Genomic DNA, 14,916 nt, shown 5'->3' with positions numbered 1-14,916 from the left:
GCCAAGGCGACAAAACGCAGTAAATGGGTGCTGACAGGCAAAAAAAGCCCCGCCAATTGGCGGGGTTGAGGTACGAGCGTGGCAGCTCGAAAGGGGTACCTGCCTTCCCGGGGGAAGGCAGGCAAACAGCGGTTTACAGCAGCATGGTGCGGATGTCGCCCAGCACGTCGCCCAGGCGCTTGGTGAAGCGCGCGGCGGCGGCGCCGTTGATCACACGGTGATCGTAGGACAGCGACAGCGGCAGCATCAGCTTGGGCTGGAAGGCCTTGCCATCCCAGACCGGCTGCATGGTCGCCTTGGAGACGCCCAGGATAGCCACTTCAGGCGCGTTGACGATCGGCGTGAAGCCGGTGCCGCCAATGTGGCCGAGGCTGGAGATGGTGAAGCAAGCGCCCTGCATGTCGTCGGCCGAGAGCTTCTTGGTGCGGGCTTTTTCAGCCAGCGCGGCCGCTTCGGCAGCCAGCTGCAGCAGGCTCTTCTGGTCGACGTTCTTGATCACAGGGACCAGCAGGCCATCCGGGGTGTCCACGGCGAAGCCGATGTGCACGTACTTCTTGCGGATGATCGCCTTGCCGCTTGGCGCCAGCGAGCTGTTGAAGTCCGGCAGTTCCTTGAGCAGGAAGGCGCAGGCCTTGAGCAGCAGGGGCAGCACGGTCAGCTTGACGCCGGCTTTCTCGGCGACGGCTTTCTGCGCGACGCGGAAGGCTTCCAGCTCGGTGATGTCGGCCGAGTCGAACTGGGTCACGTGCGGCACGTTCAGCCAGCTGCGGTGCAGGTTGGCGGCACCGACCTGCATCAGGCGGGTCAGGGCCACTTCTTCCACTTCGCCGAACTTGCTGAAGTCGACAGCCGGGATCGGCGGGATGCCTGCACCACCGGTAGCACCGGCGGCCGGGGCTTCCTTGGCCTTCTGCATCATCGCTTTGACGTAAACCTGAACGTCTTCTTTCAGGATACGGCCGTGCGGGCCGGTGGCGGCGACCGCACCCAGGTCGACACCGAATTCACGGGCCAGCTGGCGAACGGCAGGGCCGGCGTGGACCTTGGCGTTGCTGCCGGCGGCCGGTGCGGTGGCGACTGGAGCAGGCGCAGCAGCTGGCGCGGCGGCGGCAGGTGCAGCAGCTGGGGCAGGAGCGGCAGCCGCTGCGGCAGCGGCCGGAGCCGGTGCAGCAGCAGGGGCGGCGCCTGCGGCCTTGATCTTGAAGATCAGGTCGCCGGTGCCGACTTCGTCTTCCAGCTTGCACAGCACGGCTTCGATCACGCCGGCGCTAGGCGACGGGATCTCCATGGAGGCCTTGTCGGACTCCAGGGTGATCAGCGACTGGTCGGCTTCGACGGTGTCGCCGACCTTGACCAGCACTTCGATGATCTTGGCCTTGCCCGACGAGCCGATGTCCGGCACGTGGATGTCCTGCACGCTGGCGGCAACCGGGGCTGCTGCCGGAGCAGGGGCCGGTGCGGCTTCAGCGGCCGGCGCTGGCGCTGCAGCTTGGGCCGGGGCAGCGGCGGCCGGAGCCTCGGGCGCCGAAGCGGCGCCCTCGACTTCCAGCACCAGCAGCTCGTCGCCTTCTTTCAGGCGGTCGCCCAGCTTGACCTTCAGTTCCTTGACGATACCGGCCTTGGGCGCCGGGATCTCCATGGAGGCCTTGTCGGACTCCAGGGTCAGCAGGCTCTGGTCGGCCTCGATACGGTCACCGACCTTGACGAACAGCTCGATGATTTCACCTTCACCGCTGCCGATGTCAGGTACGCGAATGAGTTCGCTCACTTAAAAATACTCCTCAGCAGTCCAGTGGGTTGCGCTTGTCCGGGTCGATGCCGAACTTGACGATGGCGTCAGCCACAACCTTGGGTTCGATCTCGCCACGGTCAGCAAGGGCTTCCAGGGCAGCCAGCACCACGAAGTGGCGGTCGACTTCGAAGAAGTGACGCAGCTTCTTGCGGCTGTCGCTGCGACCGTAACCGTCGGTACCCAGGACTTTGAATTCTTTGCTCGGTACCCACTGGCGAATCTGCTCGGCGAACAGCTTCATGTAGTCGGTGGAGGCGATGACCGGGCCCTTGCGGCCGGCCAGGCACTCTTCCACGTAGGTGGTCTGAGGCTTCTGGCCAGGCTTGAGGCGGTTGGCGCGTTCCACGGCCAGGCCGTCGCGACGCAGTTCGTTGAAGCTGGTGACGCTCCACACGTCGGCACCGACGTTGAACTCTTCACGCAGGATCTTCGCCGCTTCGCGGACTTCGCGCAGGATGGTGCCGGAGCCCATCAGCTGTACGTGGTGCGCGGCTTCGCGGTTGTCTTCCTCGAGCAGGTACATGCCCTTGATGATGCCTTCCTCGACACCGGCCGGCATGGCTGGCTGCTGGTAGGATTCGTTCATCACGGTGATGTAGTAGAAGATGTCCTGTTGCTCTTCGGTCATCTTCTTCATGCCGTCCTGGATGATCACCGCCAGCTCGTAGCCGTAGGTCGGATCGTAGGTGCGGCAGTTCGGGATGGTGCCCGCCATCATGTGGCTGTGACCGTCTTCGTGCTGCAGGCCTTCACCGTTGAGGGTGGTACGGCCGGCGGTACCGCCGATCAGGAAGCCACGGGTGCGGCTGTCGCCAGCGGCCCAGGCCAGGTCGCCGATACGCTGGAAGCCGAACATCGAGTAGAAGATGTAGAACGGCAGCATCGGCTGGTTGTGGCAGCTGTACGAAGTACCGGCAGCGATGAACGACGACATGGCGCCGGCTTCGTTGATGCCTTCTTCGAGGATCTGGCCCTTCTTGTCCTCGCGGTAGAACATCACCTGGTCTTTATCGACTGGCTCGTAGAGCTGGCCGACCGACGAGTAGATGCCCAGCTGGCGGAACATGCCTTCCATGCCGAAGGTACGGGCTTCGTCCGGGATGATCGGGACGATGCGCTGGCCGATTTCCTTGTCCTTGACCAGCTGCGCGAGGATACGCACGAAGGCCATGGTGGTGGAGATTTCACGGTCGCCCGAGCCGTCGAGGATCGCTTTGAGGGTTTCCAGCGATGGGGTCGGCACGCTGAAGCTCTTGGCACGGCGCTGCGGCACGAAACCACCCAGGGCGGCGCGACGCTCGGCCAGGTACTTGGCTTCGGCGGAACCTTCTTCTGGCTTGAAGAACGGCAGGTTCTCGAGGTCGGCATCCTTGACCGGGATGTCGAAGCGGTCACGGAAGTGACGCAGGCTGTCGACGTCGACCTTCTTGGTGTTGTGCGCGGTGTTCTTGGCTTCGCCGGCACCGGTGCCATAACCCTTGATGGTCTTGGCCAGGATGACGGTCGGCTGTTCTTTGTGGTTCACAGCCTGGTGGTAAGCCGCGTAGACCTTGTACGGGTCGTGGCCGCCACGGTTGAGCTTCCAGATCTCGTCGTCGGACAGGTCTTCGACCATGGCCTTGAGTTCTGGGGTGTTGAAGAAGTTCTCACGAACGTACGCGCCGTCTTTGGCTTTGTAGTTCTGGTACTCGCCGTCGATGACTTCGTCCATGCGGCGCTGCAGGGCACCGTTGGTGTCCTTGGCCAGCAGTGGGTCCCAGAAGCGGCCCCAGACGACTTTGTTGACGTTCCAGCCACCGCCGCGGAACACGCCTTCGAGTTCCTGGATGATCTTGCCGTTGCCGCGAACCGGGCCGTCGAGGCGCTGCAGGTTGCAGTTGATGACGAAGATCAGGTTGTCCAGCTTCTCGCGGCCGGCCAGGGCGATCGCGCCCAGGGATTCCGGCTCGTCGCACTCGCCGTCGCCCATGAAGCACCAGACTTTCTGCTTGCCGGCCGGGATGAAGCCACGGGCTTCCAGGTACTTCATGAAGCGTGCCTGGTAGATCGCCTGGATCGGGCCCAGGCCCATCGAAACGGTCGGGAACTGCCAGAAGTCAGGCATCAGCCACGGGTGCGGGTACGAAGACAGGCCGTTGCCGTCCACTTCCTGACGGAAGTTGTTCATCTGGTCTTCGTTGATGCGGCCTTCCATGAAGGCGCGGGCGTAGACGCCTGGCGATGCGTGGCCCTGGAAGAAGATCAGGTCGCCGCCGTGTTCTTCGGTCGGGGCCTGGAAGAAGTAGTTGAAGCCGATGTCGTACAGCGTGGCGCTGGAGGCGAAGCTCGAGATGTGGCCACCCAGGTCCGAGTCTTTCAGGTTGGTGCGCATGACCATGGCCAGGGCGTTCCAACGCACCATCGAGCGAATGCGGCGTTCCATGAACAGGTCGCCAGGCATGCGTGCTTCGTGGGTGACAGGGATGGTGTTGCGGTACGGCGTGGTGATGGCATACGGCAGCTGCGAGCCACTGCGGGTGGCCAGCTCGCCCATACGGGTCATCAGGTAATGAGCGCGGTCTTCGCCTTCTTTGTCGAGGACCGACTCCAGGGCATCCAGCCATTCCTGGGTTTCGATTGGATCGAGGTCTTGCATGGCTTGCTCCAGGGCGGAAAGGCCACCAGAATCGGGGGCCTGAGTTTGCGACTGGCCTTATGGGCAGACGTCGTGAATTCTTGGATTACCGGACAGTCATCCGGCGCGGTGTAGTTTTACTACAAATGCTTTCGGATTTCATGCTTTTGCACGGCATGGGTAGTAGTAAAACTACACAAATGCGACGGTTTGTCGCATCCCGGGTTGTGGGGAAAAACGTTCCCGTCGGTTGAATCTGTGTTCGAGTTAGGTGCTTGTTGATGTTTCTTGCCAGAAATTCAGAGTTTTCAGCTATTTCTAACTTTTGTATGACAGTCCAACCGTGGTCCGGCCCCCGTTCGACCGCTCCAACCCCTCTCTTTCACGCCGATCAAGGATAGACCATGCGCCTGCCTTTGCCGCTCGATCTGCCTGCCGCCCTGCAACCGCTGGTTGCCCGTAATCAACAGTTCCTGCGCGATGCGCTGGTTGGGCACCCAGGGCTGAACCCGGACAGCTGGAGCGCCGAGCAGCGACGGCAGTTCGACCAGGTGTGCGCGGCGAGCGATTTCGTGTTGGCCCAGGCCCAGCGCGACCCGGCCATGCTGTTCGGCCTGGTGCAAGGCGGCGAGCTCGATCGGCCCTATGCCCCCGGCGAGCTGCGTGGGCAGATCAACGCCGTGGCCCAGGCCGCCCAGAGCGAGGACGAACTGGCGCGCAACCTGCGCCGCGAGCGCAACCGCCAGCAGCTGCGCATCATCTGGCGCGACATCACCCGCCGGGCGGCCCTGGGCGAAACCTGCCGCGACCTGTCCGACCTGGCCGATGCCTGTATAGATGAAGCGTACCTGTGGCTGTACCCGCGCCATTGCCAGCAGTTCGGCACGCCCATCGGCAACCGCAGCGGCGAGGCGCAGCACATGGTGGTGCTGGGCATGGGCAAGCTGGGCGCGGTGGAGCTCAACCTGTCTTCCGACATCGACCTGATCTTCGCCTTCCCCGAAGGCGGCGAAACCGAGGGCGTGAAGCGTTCGCTGGACAACCAGGAGTTCTTCACCCGCCTGGGCCAGCGCCTGATCAAGGCGCTCGACCCGGTCACCGTCGATGGTTTCGTGTTCCGCGTCGACATGCGCCTGCGCCCCTATGGCTCGGCCGGCTCGCTGGTGCTCAGCTTCAATGCGCTGGAGCAGTACTACCAGGACCAGGGCCGCGACTGGGAACGCTACGCGATGATCAAGGCGCGGGTGGTGGCGGGCGATCAGGCGGCCGGCGCGCAGTTGCAGGAAATGCTGCGCCCGTTCGTGTACCGCCGTTACCTGGATTTCTCCGCCATCGAAGCGCTGCGCACCATGAAGCAGCTGATCCAGCAGGAAGTGCGGCGCAAAGGCATGGCCGACAACATCAAGCTGGGGGCCGGTGGCATCCGCGAGGTGGAGTTCATCGCCCAGGCCTTCCAGCTGATCCACGGCGGGCGCGACCTCAGCCTGCAACAGCGGCCCTTGCTGAAGGTGCTGGCCACCCTGGAGGGGCAGGGCTACCTGCCGCCGGCGGTGGTCGCCGAGCTGCGCGAGGGCTATGAGTTCCTGCGCTACACCGAGCACGCCATCCAGGCCATTGCCGATCGCCAGACCCAGATGCTGCCGGACGATGCAACCGACCGTGAGCGCATTGCCTACATGCTCGGCTTTGCCGACTGGGCCAGCTTCCATGAACAGCTGATGCACTGGCGCGGGCGGATCGACTGGCACTTCCGCCAGGTGATCGCCGACCCCGATGAAGACGAAGCTGAAGGCGAACTGGTGGTGGGCGGCGAATGGTCGCCGCTGTGGGAGCAGGCCCAGGATGAAGAGGCCGCCTGCCGTCAGTTGGAAGAGGCCGGTTTCAAACAACCCGCCGATGCCCTGCGCCGCCTGACTGCCTTGCGTGTCAGCCCGTCGCTGCGCTCGATGCAGCGCATCGGTCGTGAGCGCCTGGACGCCTTCATCCCACGTCTGCTGGCCCAGGCCGTGGAGCACGACAACCCCGACCTGGTGCTGGAGCGCGTGCTGCCGCTGGTCGAAGCCGTGGCCCGTCGCTCGGCCTACCTGGTGCTGCTCACCGAAAACCCCGGTGCCTTGCGCCGCCTGTTGACGCTGTGCGCGGCCAGCCCGTGGATCGCCGAGCAGATTGCCCGTTACCCGTTGCTGCTCGACGAACTGCTCAACGAAGGCCGCCTGTTCAGCCCGCCCCTGGCGCCGGAGCTGGCCGCCGAGCTGCGCGAGCGCCTGACCCGCATCCCTGAGGATGACCTTGAACAGCAAATGGAAGCGCTGCGCCACTTCAAGCTGGCCCACAGCCTGCGCGTGGCGGCGTCCGAGATCACCGGCAACCTGCCGTTGATGAAGGTCAGCGACTACCTCACCTGGCTGGCCGAAGCCATCCTCGACCAGGTGCTGGCCCTGGCCTGGCGCCAGACCGTGAGCCGCCATGGCCAGCCCAAGCGCAGCGACGGCAGCCTGTGCGACCCGGGCTTCATCATCGTCGGCTACGGCAAGGTCGGTGGTATCGAGCTGGGCCATGGCTCGGACCTGGACCTGGTGTTCATCCACGATGGCGACCCGCAGGCCGAAACCGATGGCGCCAAGCCCATCGACAGCGCGCAGTTCTTTACACGCCTGGGCCAGCGCATCATTCACCTGCTGACCACCCAGACCAACTCCGGGCAGCTCTACGACGTCGACATGCGCCTGCGCCCATCCGGCGCCTCGGGCCTGCTGGTCAGCTCGCTCGGCGCCTTCGAGCGCTACCAGCAGAACGAAGCCTGGACCTGGGAGCATCAAGCCCTGGTGCGCGCCCGCGTGCTGGTGGGTTGCAAGCAGGTGGCGGCGGCCTTCGAAGGCGTGCGCGCGGGGGTGCTGGGCAAGGCCCGTGACCTGGACAAACTGCGCGCCGAAGTGAGCGAGATGCGCGCCAAGATGCGCGGCAACCTGGGTACCAAGGGCACCGCTGCAGGTACTGCGGGCAATGCCTTCGATGCCGGGCAACCCTTTGATATCAAGCAGGATGCCGGCGGTATCGTCGATATCGAATTTATGGTGCAATACGCCGCTTTGGCCTGGTCCCACGACCATGCGGCGATACTGCGCTGGACCGACAATATCCGCATCCTCGAAGAGCTGGAGCAGGCCGGGCTGATGCCCGCCGCCGACGCCGTGCTGCTGCGTGAGGTGTACAAGGCCTTCCGCGCGGCCTCGCACCGCCAGGCCCTGCAGAAGCAGGCCGGGGTGATCGATGCGGCGCAGTTCGTCGATGAGCGTCGCGAGGTGCGGCGGATCTGGGGGCAGTTGGGTTTGAGCTGAAATTGTTGGGGCCGCTGTGCGGCCCTTTCGCTGGCAAGCCAGCTCCCACAGGCGAATTCGGTCCATGTGGGAGCCGGCTTGCCGGCGAAAAGGGCGCAACGCGCCCTCGGTGGTACACTGCACGCCACATAGCCTGAATATAAAGAGGGGAGGCCAGGCTGTAACGCAGCCTGCAGCCTCCCCGAATGTTTCTGGATAACGCATGAAAATACTGATCATTGGCCCCAGCTGGGTCGGCGACATGGTGATGGCGCAGACCTTGTTCCAGTGCCTGAAACAGCAGCACCCCGACTGCGTGATCGATGTGCTGGCCCCCGAGTGGAGCCGGCCGATCCTCGAGCGCATGCCCGAGGTGCGCCAGGCCTTGAGCTTCCCGCTCGGCCACGGCGCGCTGGAACTGGCTACCCGTCGGCGCATCGGCAAGTCGCTGGCCGGCCAGTACGACCAGGCGATCCTGCTGCCCAACTCGCTCAAGTCGGCGCTGGTGCCCTACTTCGCCGGCATCCCCAAGCGCACCGGCTGGCGCGGCGAAATGCGCTACCTGCTGCTCAACGACGTGCGCAAGCTGGACAAGGCACGCTACCCGTTGATGATCGAGCGCTTCATGGCCCTGGCCTATGCGCCGGGCACCGAACTGCCGCAACCTTACCCACGCCCCAGCCTGCAGATCGAGGCCCAGAGCCGCGATGCGGCCGTGGCCAAGTTCAACCTCGAACTGGACCGCCCGGTACTGGCCCTGTGCCCCGGCGCCGAGTTCGGCGAGGCCAAGCGCTGGCCGGCCGAGCATTACGCCGAAGTGGCTGAAGCGATGATCCGCCAGGGTTGGCAGGTGTGGTTGTTCGGCTCGAAGAACGACCACCCGGTGGGCGAGCAGATCCGCGACCGGCTGATCCCCGGTTTGCGTGAAGAGTCGTACAACCTGGCCGGCGAAACCTCGCTGGCCGAGGCCATCGACCTGATGTCCTGCGCCGACGCCGTGGTGTCCAACGACTCCGGCCTGATGCACGTGGCCGCCGCGTTGAACCGCCCGCTGGTGGCGGTGTACGGCTCGACCTCGCCGGGCTTCACCCCGCCGCTGGCCGAGCAGGTCGAGGTGGTGCGCACCGGCATCGAGTGCAGCCCCTGCTTCGACCGCACCTGCCGCTTTGGCCACTACAACTGCCTGCGTCTGCTCGAGCCGGCCAAGGTGATCGCCGCCCTGCATAATCTGGGCGGGCCGAACCTGATCGATAGCGTGGCAGAGGTCGACTGAGTGCGGGTCCTGATCATCAAGACGTCGTCCCTGGGCGATGTCATCCACACCCTCCCGGCGCTTACCGACGCCGCCCACGCCATCCCCGGCATCCGTTTCGACTGGGTGGTGGAAGAGGGCTTTGCCGAGATCCCCAGCTGGCACCCGGCGGTCGACCAGGTGATCCCGGTAGCCATCCGCCGCTGGCGCAAGAACCTCTGGCAGACCCTCAAGAGCGGCGAGTTCAAGGCGTTCAAGCAACGCCTGCGCGCGCGCCAATACGACCTGGTGATCGACGCCCAGGGCCTGGTCAAGTCGGCCTGGCTGACCCGCTACGTGAAAGCGCCGGTGGCTGGGCTCGACCGCTATTCGGCCCGTGAAGGCCTGGCCAGCCGCTTCTATGATCGGCGCCTGTCGGTCGCTGTCGGCCAGCATGCCGTCGAGCGCGTGCGCCAGCTGTTCGCCCTGGCCCTGGCCTATGACCTGCCCGAGGGCCTGGGCAACTACGGCCTGGACCTCAACCGCCTGCAACTGCCGCCGGCAGCGCCCTACGTGGTGTTCCTGCATGGCACCACCTGGGCCACCAAGCACTGGCCCGAAGCCTACTGGCGCGAGCTGGCCGAACGCATGGGCCGGCGCAAGCTGCAGGTGATGCTGCCGTGGGGCAACCCGGCGGAAAAGGCCCGCGCCGAGCGCATCGCCCAGGGCTTGAGCAACTGCCAGGTACTGCCCAAGTTGAACCTGGTCGGCGTTGCCCGCGTACTGGCGGCCGCCAAGGCCTGCGTGGCGGTCGACACTGGCCTGGGCCACCTGGCCGCAGCGCTGGACGTGCCGACCATTTCGCTGTTCGGCCCCACCAACCCTGGTTTGACCGGTGCCTACGGACGCGCCCAGATCCACCAGGCGAGCAACTTCCCCTGCGCCCCGTGCCTGCAGAAGAAGTGCACCTACAAACCGAGCGCCGAGGACCTGCGCCGGTTCGATCTCAAACGCGAGTGGCCGCTGTGCTTCACTCGCCTGAATCCCGAGCATGTAGCGGGCCGCTTGAGCGCGCTGCTGCTGGCTGAGGATGTTCGTTGATGCAACTGGCTTTCGTGCTCTACAAATATTTCCCTTTCGGCGGGCTGCAGCGCGATTTCATGCGCATTGCCCTGGAGTGCCAGAAACGTGGCCACCAGATCCGCGTGTACACGCTGATCTGGGAAGGTGATATTCCGCCGGGCTTCGAGGTGCTGGTGGCGCCGGTAAAAGCGCTGTTCAACCACCGCCGTAACGAGAAGCTCAGCGCCTGGATGGCGGCGGACCTGGCCAAGCGCCCGGTCGATCGCCTGATCGGCTTCAACAAGATGCCCGGGCTGGACGTGTACTACGCCGCCGACGGCTGCTTCGAGGACAAGGCCCAGACCCTGCGCGGTGGCCTGTACCGCCGCTGGGGCCGCTACCGCCATTTCGCCGAGTACGAGCGGGCGGTGTTCGCCAAGGATGCCCACACCGAGATCCTGATGATCTCCGAAGTGCAGCAGCCGCTGTTCATCAAGCACTACGACACCCCCGAGGCGCGCTTCCACCTGCTGCCACCGGGGATCTCCCAGGACCGCCGCCGCCCGGCCGATGCCGACGCCATCCGTGCGGAGTTTCGCAAGGAGTTCGGCCTGGCTGACGACGAGCTGCTGCTGGTGCAGATCGGCTCCGGTTTCAAGACCAAGGGTGTGGACCGCAGCCTCAAGGCCCTGGCCGCATTGCCTTCGGCCCTGCGCAAGCGCACCCGGCTGATGGTCATTGGCCAGGACGACCCCAAGGTGTTCCAGTTGCAGAGCGCCACCCTGGGCCTGGGCGAGCAGGTGCAGTTCCTCAAGGGCCGCAGCGATATCCCGCGCTTCCTGCTGGGGGCCGACCTGCTGATCCACCCGGCGTACAACGAAAACACCGGTACCGTGCTGCTCGAAGCACTGGTCGCCGGCCTGCCGGTGCTGGTCTCGAAGGTGTGCGGCTACGCCCACTACATCGCCGAGGCCGACAGCGGCCTGGTGCTGGACGACCCGTTCGAGCAGGAGCAGCTCAACAGCTACCTGCAACGCATGCTCGAAGACGCCGGGGCCCGCGCGGCCTGGTCGCGCAATGGCGTGGCCTTTGCCGACAGCGCCGACCTGTACAGCATGCCGCAGCATGCCGCCGACGTGATTCTCGGCCAGGAGACCGCATGAAGCTGATACTGGCCGAACCGTTCAAGCGCCTGTGGGCCGGGCGTGACCCGTTCGAGGCCGTCGAGCAGTTGCAGGGCGAGGTGTACCGTGAGCTGGAAGGCCGCCGCACCCTGCGCACCGAGGTCGATGGCGAGGGCTTTTTCGTCAAGATCCACCGTGGCATCGGCTGGGGCGAGATCTTCAAGAACCTGTTCAGCGCCAAGCTCCCGGTGCTCGGCGCCGGCCAGGAATGGCGGGCCATCCAGCGCCTGCACGAGGTCGGCGTGCCGACCATGACCGCCGTGGCCTACGGCGAGCGCGGCAGCAACCCGGCCACCCAGCATTCGTTCATCGTCACCGAAGAGCTGGCGCCGACCGTCAGCCTGGAAGACTTCAGCCTCGACTGGGTTCGTCAGCCGCCCGAGCCACGGCTCAAGCGTGCGCTGATCGCCGAGGTGGCGAAGATGACCGGTGGCATGCACCGCGCCGGCGTCAACCACCGCGACTGCTACATCTGCCACTTTTTGCTGCACACCGACCGACCGGTGACGGCGGATGACTTCAAACTGTCGGTGATCGACCTGCACCGGGCGCAGACCCGGGCGACAATCACCCGGCGCTGGCGCGACAAGGACCTGGCCGCGCTGTACTTCTCGGCACTGGACATCGGCCTGACCCGCCGAGACAAGCTGCGCTTCCTGCGCGGCTACTTCCAGCGCCCGTTGCGCGAAGTGCTCAAGGAGGAAGCCGCACTGCTGGCCTGGCTGCAAAGCAAGGCGCAGAAACTCTACGAACGCAAGCAACGCTATGGGGATGCGCTCTGATGGCGGGTTGGACACTGGCGCCAGGCTACGAATGGCTGGCGGCGGACTTTGGTAGCCTGAACGCGGTCTTCGCCCTGCAGGGCGAGCACCTGACCCGCGACCCGCTCAGCGAGGTCATCCGCGTGCAGCGCGAGGGGGTCTGGTATTACGTCAAGCGCTACACCGGCGCTGGCAAGCATATGCGCCGCTTCCTGGGGCGCCCACGGATCAAGGCCGAGTGGCAGAACCTCAAGCAGTTCGCCAAGTGGGGCATCCCCACCGCCGAGGTGGTCGCCTGGGGCCTGGAGCGTAACGGCCTGGCCTTTGGCCGCGGGGCGATGATCACCCGCGAACTGCCCAACACCGAAGACCTGTCGGCGCTGGCCGAACGCGACGACCCACGGTTGAAAGACCGCGCCTGGGTCGACCATGTCAGCCGCCAGCTCGCCCGGCATACCCGCGAGATGCACGACCACCACTTCGCCCATAACGACCTGAAGTGGCGCAATCTGCTGGTGGACGATCAGGGCACGCTGTTCTTCATCGACTGCCCGACCGGCGATTTCTGGCGTGGCTTCATGCTGCGTCACCGGCTGATCAAGGACCTGGCGTGCCTGGACAAGGTCGCCAAATACCACCTGTCGGCGACCCAGCGCCTGCGCTTTTACTTGCAGTACCGCCGTCACGCGCGCCTGACTGCCCGCGACAAGCGGCGCATTCGCCAGGTGCTGAGCTTTTTCGAGGGAAGGGAATGACCGACTACCTGGCCAGCGCCGACCAGGCGCTGCTCAAGCGCCATGGCCTGAGCGATTTCGAAGCGCTGTGGGCGCTGCAACTGGACGCCGTGGACGAGCCCAACACCGGCCGTGGCGGCTGGAGCAGCGTGTTCCGCCTGGAGCTGGAGGGCAAGGGCTACTACCTCAAGCGCCAGTGCGACTACCTGACCCGCAGCCTGCAACGGCCGTTTGGCGAGCCGACGTTCGCCCGCGAATTTCGCAACATCAGCCGCTACCAGAAGCTGGAAATCCCGGCGTTGCAGGCGGTGTTCTTCGGCGAGCGCAAGCAGGCCGGCCAGCACCGCGCGATCCTCATGACCCGGGCGCTGGACGACTGGAGCGACCTGGAGCGTTTGCTCGAGCAATGGCCGCAGCTGCCCGAGGCGCAGCGACGGGGCATCCTGCAGGCCTGCGGCCAGCTGGCTCGCACCCTGCACGGTGCCGGGCAGATGCATGGGTGTTTCTACCCCAAGCACATCTTCCTGCGCGAGCGCCGCGAAGGCTGGCAGGCGCAGCTGATCGACCTGGAGAAGACCCGCCCGCTGCTGTTCGGCCAGCGCGACCGGGTCAAGGACCTGGAGCCGCTGTTGCGCCGCGCCCGTGCCTGGGGCGAGGCGGATGTGCGCGAACTGCTCGGCGCCTACCTGCAACAACCGGTGGACAGCGCGCAGGTGAATGCCTGGCTGCAACGCCTGACGCAACGCCGTCGCCATAAAGAGGCCCGCTGATGCGTTTGTCCGAACTCAAAGACCTCGGGCGCAGCCCGTCGTTGCCGCTGACCGTCACCCTTGCCGATGCCGCGGGCAAGGCCGACCTGCAACTGCTCAGCCTGCTGCGGGTGCTGCCTGGCCAGCGTTATGTCGGCGCTGGTATCTGGCGCGGCACCCCGGTGCTGGCCAAGCTGCTGGTGGGCGGTAACGCCGCCCGCCATTTCCAGCGTGAGCTCGATGGCGTGCGCCTGCTGGCCGAGCAAGGCCTGACCACGCCGCAACTGTTGGCCGATGGCCTGAAGGACGGCGAGGGCGGCTGGCTGCTGTTCGAGTTCCTCGACAACGCCGAAAGCCTGGCCGATGCCTGGGCCGCCGTGGAGCACCTGCCGATGCTCGCCGACGAGCAACATGCGGTGCTGGGCGAGGCGTTGACGGCGGTGGCGCAGATGCACGCCAAGGGCCTGTGGCAGGAGGACCTGCACCTGGACAACCTGCTGCGCCAGGCGGGCCGGGTGTACCTGATCGACGGCGCTGGCATCAAGGCCGAGACGCCGGGCCAGCAACTGTCGCGTCAGCGCGTGCTGGAAAACCTCGGGGTGCTGTTCGCCCAGTTGCCCAAGCGCCTGGAGCCGTTCATCGAAGAAGCGCTGGTGCATTACGTGATGGCCAACGCCGAACACGCCCTGCCGCTCGAAGCCCTGCAGAAGCAGATAGACAAGGTGCGCAACTGGCGCCTGAAGGATTACCTGGAGAAGGCCGGGCGCGAATGCACGCTGTTCAGCGTGCAGCGCACCCTGTCGGGCTTGCGCGCGGTGCGTCGCCCAGAGGCCGAGGCACTGCTGCCGGTGCTGGAGCATGCCGATGCGTTGATCGACCAGGGCCACCTGTACAAGACCGGCGGTGCGGCCAGCGTCGCGCGGGTCGAGGTTGGCGGGCGCACGCTGGTGCTCAAGCGCTACAACATCAAGAACACCGCGCACTGGTTCAAGCGCTTCTGGCGCCCGAGCCGGGCCTGGCATTCGTGGATCGAGGGCCACCGCCTGGAATTCCTCGACATCGCCACGCCCCGCCCGCTGGCAGTGCTGGAAACCCGCACCCTGGGCCTGCGCAACCGCGCCTACCTGTTGACCGAGTACGTCGATGGGCCGGACCTGACCGCGTGCTTTGCGCCGTTCGTGGACAGCGGCGAAGCGCCGGACGAGCAGGTGGAGGCGCTGGTGCAACTGATGCAGCAGCTGATCCGCGAACGCATCAGCCACGGCGACTTCAAGGGCCACAACCTGTTTTGGGACAACGGCCGCTGGTCGCTGATCGACCTCGATGCCATGTGCCAGCATGCCACCCAGCTCAGCTTCGCCCCGGCGTTCGGCCGTGACCGCGCGCGGCTGCTGCGCAACTGGCCGCGTAGCAGTGCGCTGTATCAGCGGCTGGATAAGGTGTTGCCGCGCTTGACGGAGTGATGCTCGAGC

10 protein-coding genes are annotated in these 14,916 nt (G+C 65.6%); 8 read left to right on the top strand and 2 right to left on the bottom strand.

Annotation, left to right across the window (positions count from 1 at the left end; genetic code table 11):
• Positions 1-133: 133 nt before the first annotated feature.
• Both aceF and aceE read right to left on the bottom strand, forming a co-directional pair.
• On the bottom strand, positions 134-1,768 hold the full coding sequence (aceF, locus tag L6D77_RS12915; RefSeq protein ID WP_232883764.1) for a dihydrolipoyllysine-residue acetyltransferase: 1,635 nt from the start codon (positions 1,766-1,768) through the stop codon (positions 134-136).
• A gap of 13 nt (positions 1,769-1,781) precedes the next feature.
• Entirely contained in the window at positions 1,782-4,427 is a 2,646-nt protein-coding gene (gene aceE / locus L6D77_RS12910; RefSeq protein WP_236170061.1) for a pyruvate dehydrogenase (acetyl-transferring), homodimeric type, read from the bottom strand.
• A gap of 383 nt (positions 4,428-4,810) precedes the next feature.
• Here aceE and glnE point away from each other — a divergent pair, with 383 nt between their 5' ends.
• The 8 genes from glnE (at position 4,811) to L6D77_RS12870 (ending at position 14,907) form a co-directional block, all read left to right on the top strand.
• The gene (gene glnE / locus L6D77_RS12905) at positions 4,811-7,744 is read left to right on the top strand and encodes a bifunctional [glutamate--ammonia ligase]-adenylyl-L-tyrosine phosphorylase/[glutamate--ammonia-ligase] adenylyltransferase (protein ID WP_232883766.1); all 2,934 of its coding nucleotides are present in this window, start codon (positions 4,811-4,813) and stop codon (positions 7,742-7,744) included.
• 202 nt (positions 7,745-7,946) lie between these two features.
• Complete coding sequence (waaF, locus tag L6D77_RS12900; RefSeq protein ID WP_232883767.1) at positions 7,947-8,996, top strand: lipopolysaccharide heptosyltransferase II; 1,050 nt, start codon at positions 7,947-7,949, stop codon at positions 8,994-8,996.
• Complete coding sequence (gene waaC, locus L6D77_RS12895; protein WP_232883768.1) at positions 8,997-10,055, top strand: lipopolysaccharide heptosyltransferase I; 1,059 nt, start codon at positions 8,997-8,999, stop codon at positions 10,053-10,055. It begins immediately after the preceding gene.
• Positions 10,055-11,179 (top strand): glycosyltransferase family 4 protein, encoded by a 1,125-nt coding sequence (locus L6D77_RS12890; protein ID WP_232883769.1) that lies wholly within the window; start codon positions 10,055-10,057, stop codon positions 11,177-11,179. The genes waaC and L6D77_RS12890 overlap by 1 nt, the downstream gene beginning before the upstream one ends.
• Complete coding sequence (rfaP, locus tag L6D77_RS12885; protein ID WP_153786043.1) at positions 11,176-11,982, top strand: lipopolysaccharide core heptose(I) kinase RfaP; 807 nt, start codon at positions 11,176-11,178, stop codon at positions 11,980-11,982. The genes L6D77_RS12890 and rfaP overlap by 4 nt, the downstream gene beginning before the upstream one ends.
• Positions 11,982-12,716: a lipopolysaccharide kinase InaA family protein gene (locus tag L6D77_RS12880; RefSeq protein WP_232883770.1), complete on the top strand. Its 735-nt coding sequence runs from the start codon at positions 11,982-11,984 to the stop codon at positions 12,714-12,716. Before rfaP ends, L6D77_RS12880 begins: the two co-directional genes overlap by 1 nt.
• Complete coding sequence (locus L6D77_RS12875; RefSeq protein ID WP_232883771.1) at positions 12,713-13,465, top strand: lipopolysaccharide kinase InaA family protein; 753 nt, start codon at positions 12,713-12,715, stop codon at positions 13,463-13,465. The genes L6D77_RS12880 and L6D77_RS12875 overlap by 4 nt, the downstream gene beginning before the upstream one ends.
• Positions 13,465-14,907, top strand: coding sequence for a lipopolysaccharide kinase InaA family protein (locus L6D77_RS12870; protein ID WP_232883772.1), 1,443 nt, complete (start codon positions 13,465-13,467; stop codon positions 14,905-14,907). Before L6D77_RS12875 ends, L6D77_RS12870 begins: the two co-directional genes overlap by 1 nt.
• The last annotated feature ends 9 nt before the right edge of the window (positions 14,908-14,916 follow it).

The organism is Pseudomonas parasichuanensis (genome assembly GCF_021601385.1).
Lineage (GTDB): Bacteria > Pseudomonadota > Gammaproteobacteria > Pseudomonadales > Pseudomonadaceae > Aquipseudomonas > Aquipseudomonas parasichuanensis.
The sequence above is the reverse complement of the archived record's forward strand: the minus strand, read 5'-3'. Positions and strand labels throughout refer to the sequence as shown.

Coding starts and splice junctions, on each gene's coding strand:
- waaF (WP_232883767.1), top strand. CDS start 7,947: ATGAAAATACTGATCATTGGCCCCAGCTGGGTCGGCGACATGGTGATG.
- glnE (WP_232883766.1), top strand. CDS start 4,811: ATGCGCCTGCCTTTGCCGCTCGATCTGCCTGCCGCCCTGCAACCGCTG.
- aceE (WP_236170061.1), bottom strand. CDS start 4,427: ATGCAAGACCTCGATCCAATCGAAACCCAGGAATGGCTGGATGCCCTG.
- L6D77_RS12875 (WP_232883771.1), top strand. CDS start 12,713: ATGACCGACTACCTGGCCAGCGCCGACCAGGCGCTGCTCAAGCGCCAT.
- L6D77_RS12880 (WP_232883770.1), top strand. CDS start 11,982: ATGGCGGGTTGGACACTGGCGCCAGGCTACGAATGGCTGGCGGCGGAC.
- rfaP (WP_153786043.1), top strand. CDS start 11,176: ATGAAGCTGATACTGGCCGAACCGTTCAAGCGCCTGTGGGCCGGGCGT.
- L6D77_RS12890 (WP_232883769.1), top strand. CDS start 10,055: ATGCAACTGGCTTTCGTGCTCTACAAATATTTCCCTTTCGGCGGGCTG.
- L6D77_RS12870 (WP_232883772.1), top strand. CDS start 13,465: ATGCGTTTGTCCGAACTCAAAGACCTCGGGCGCAGCCCGTCGTTGCCG.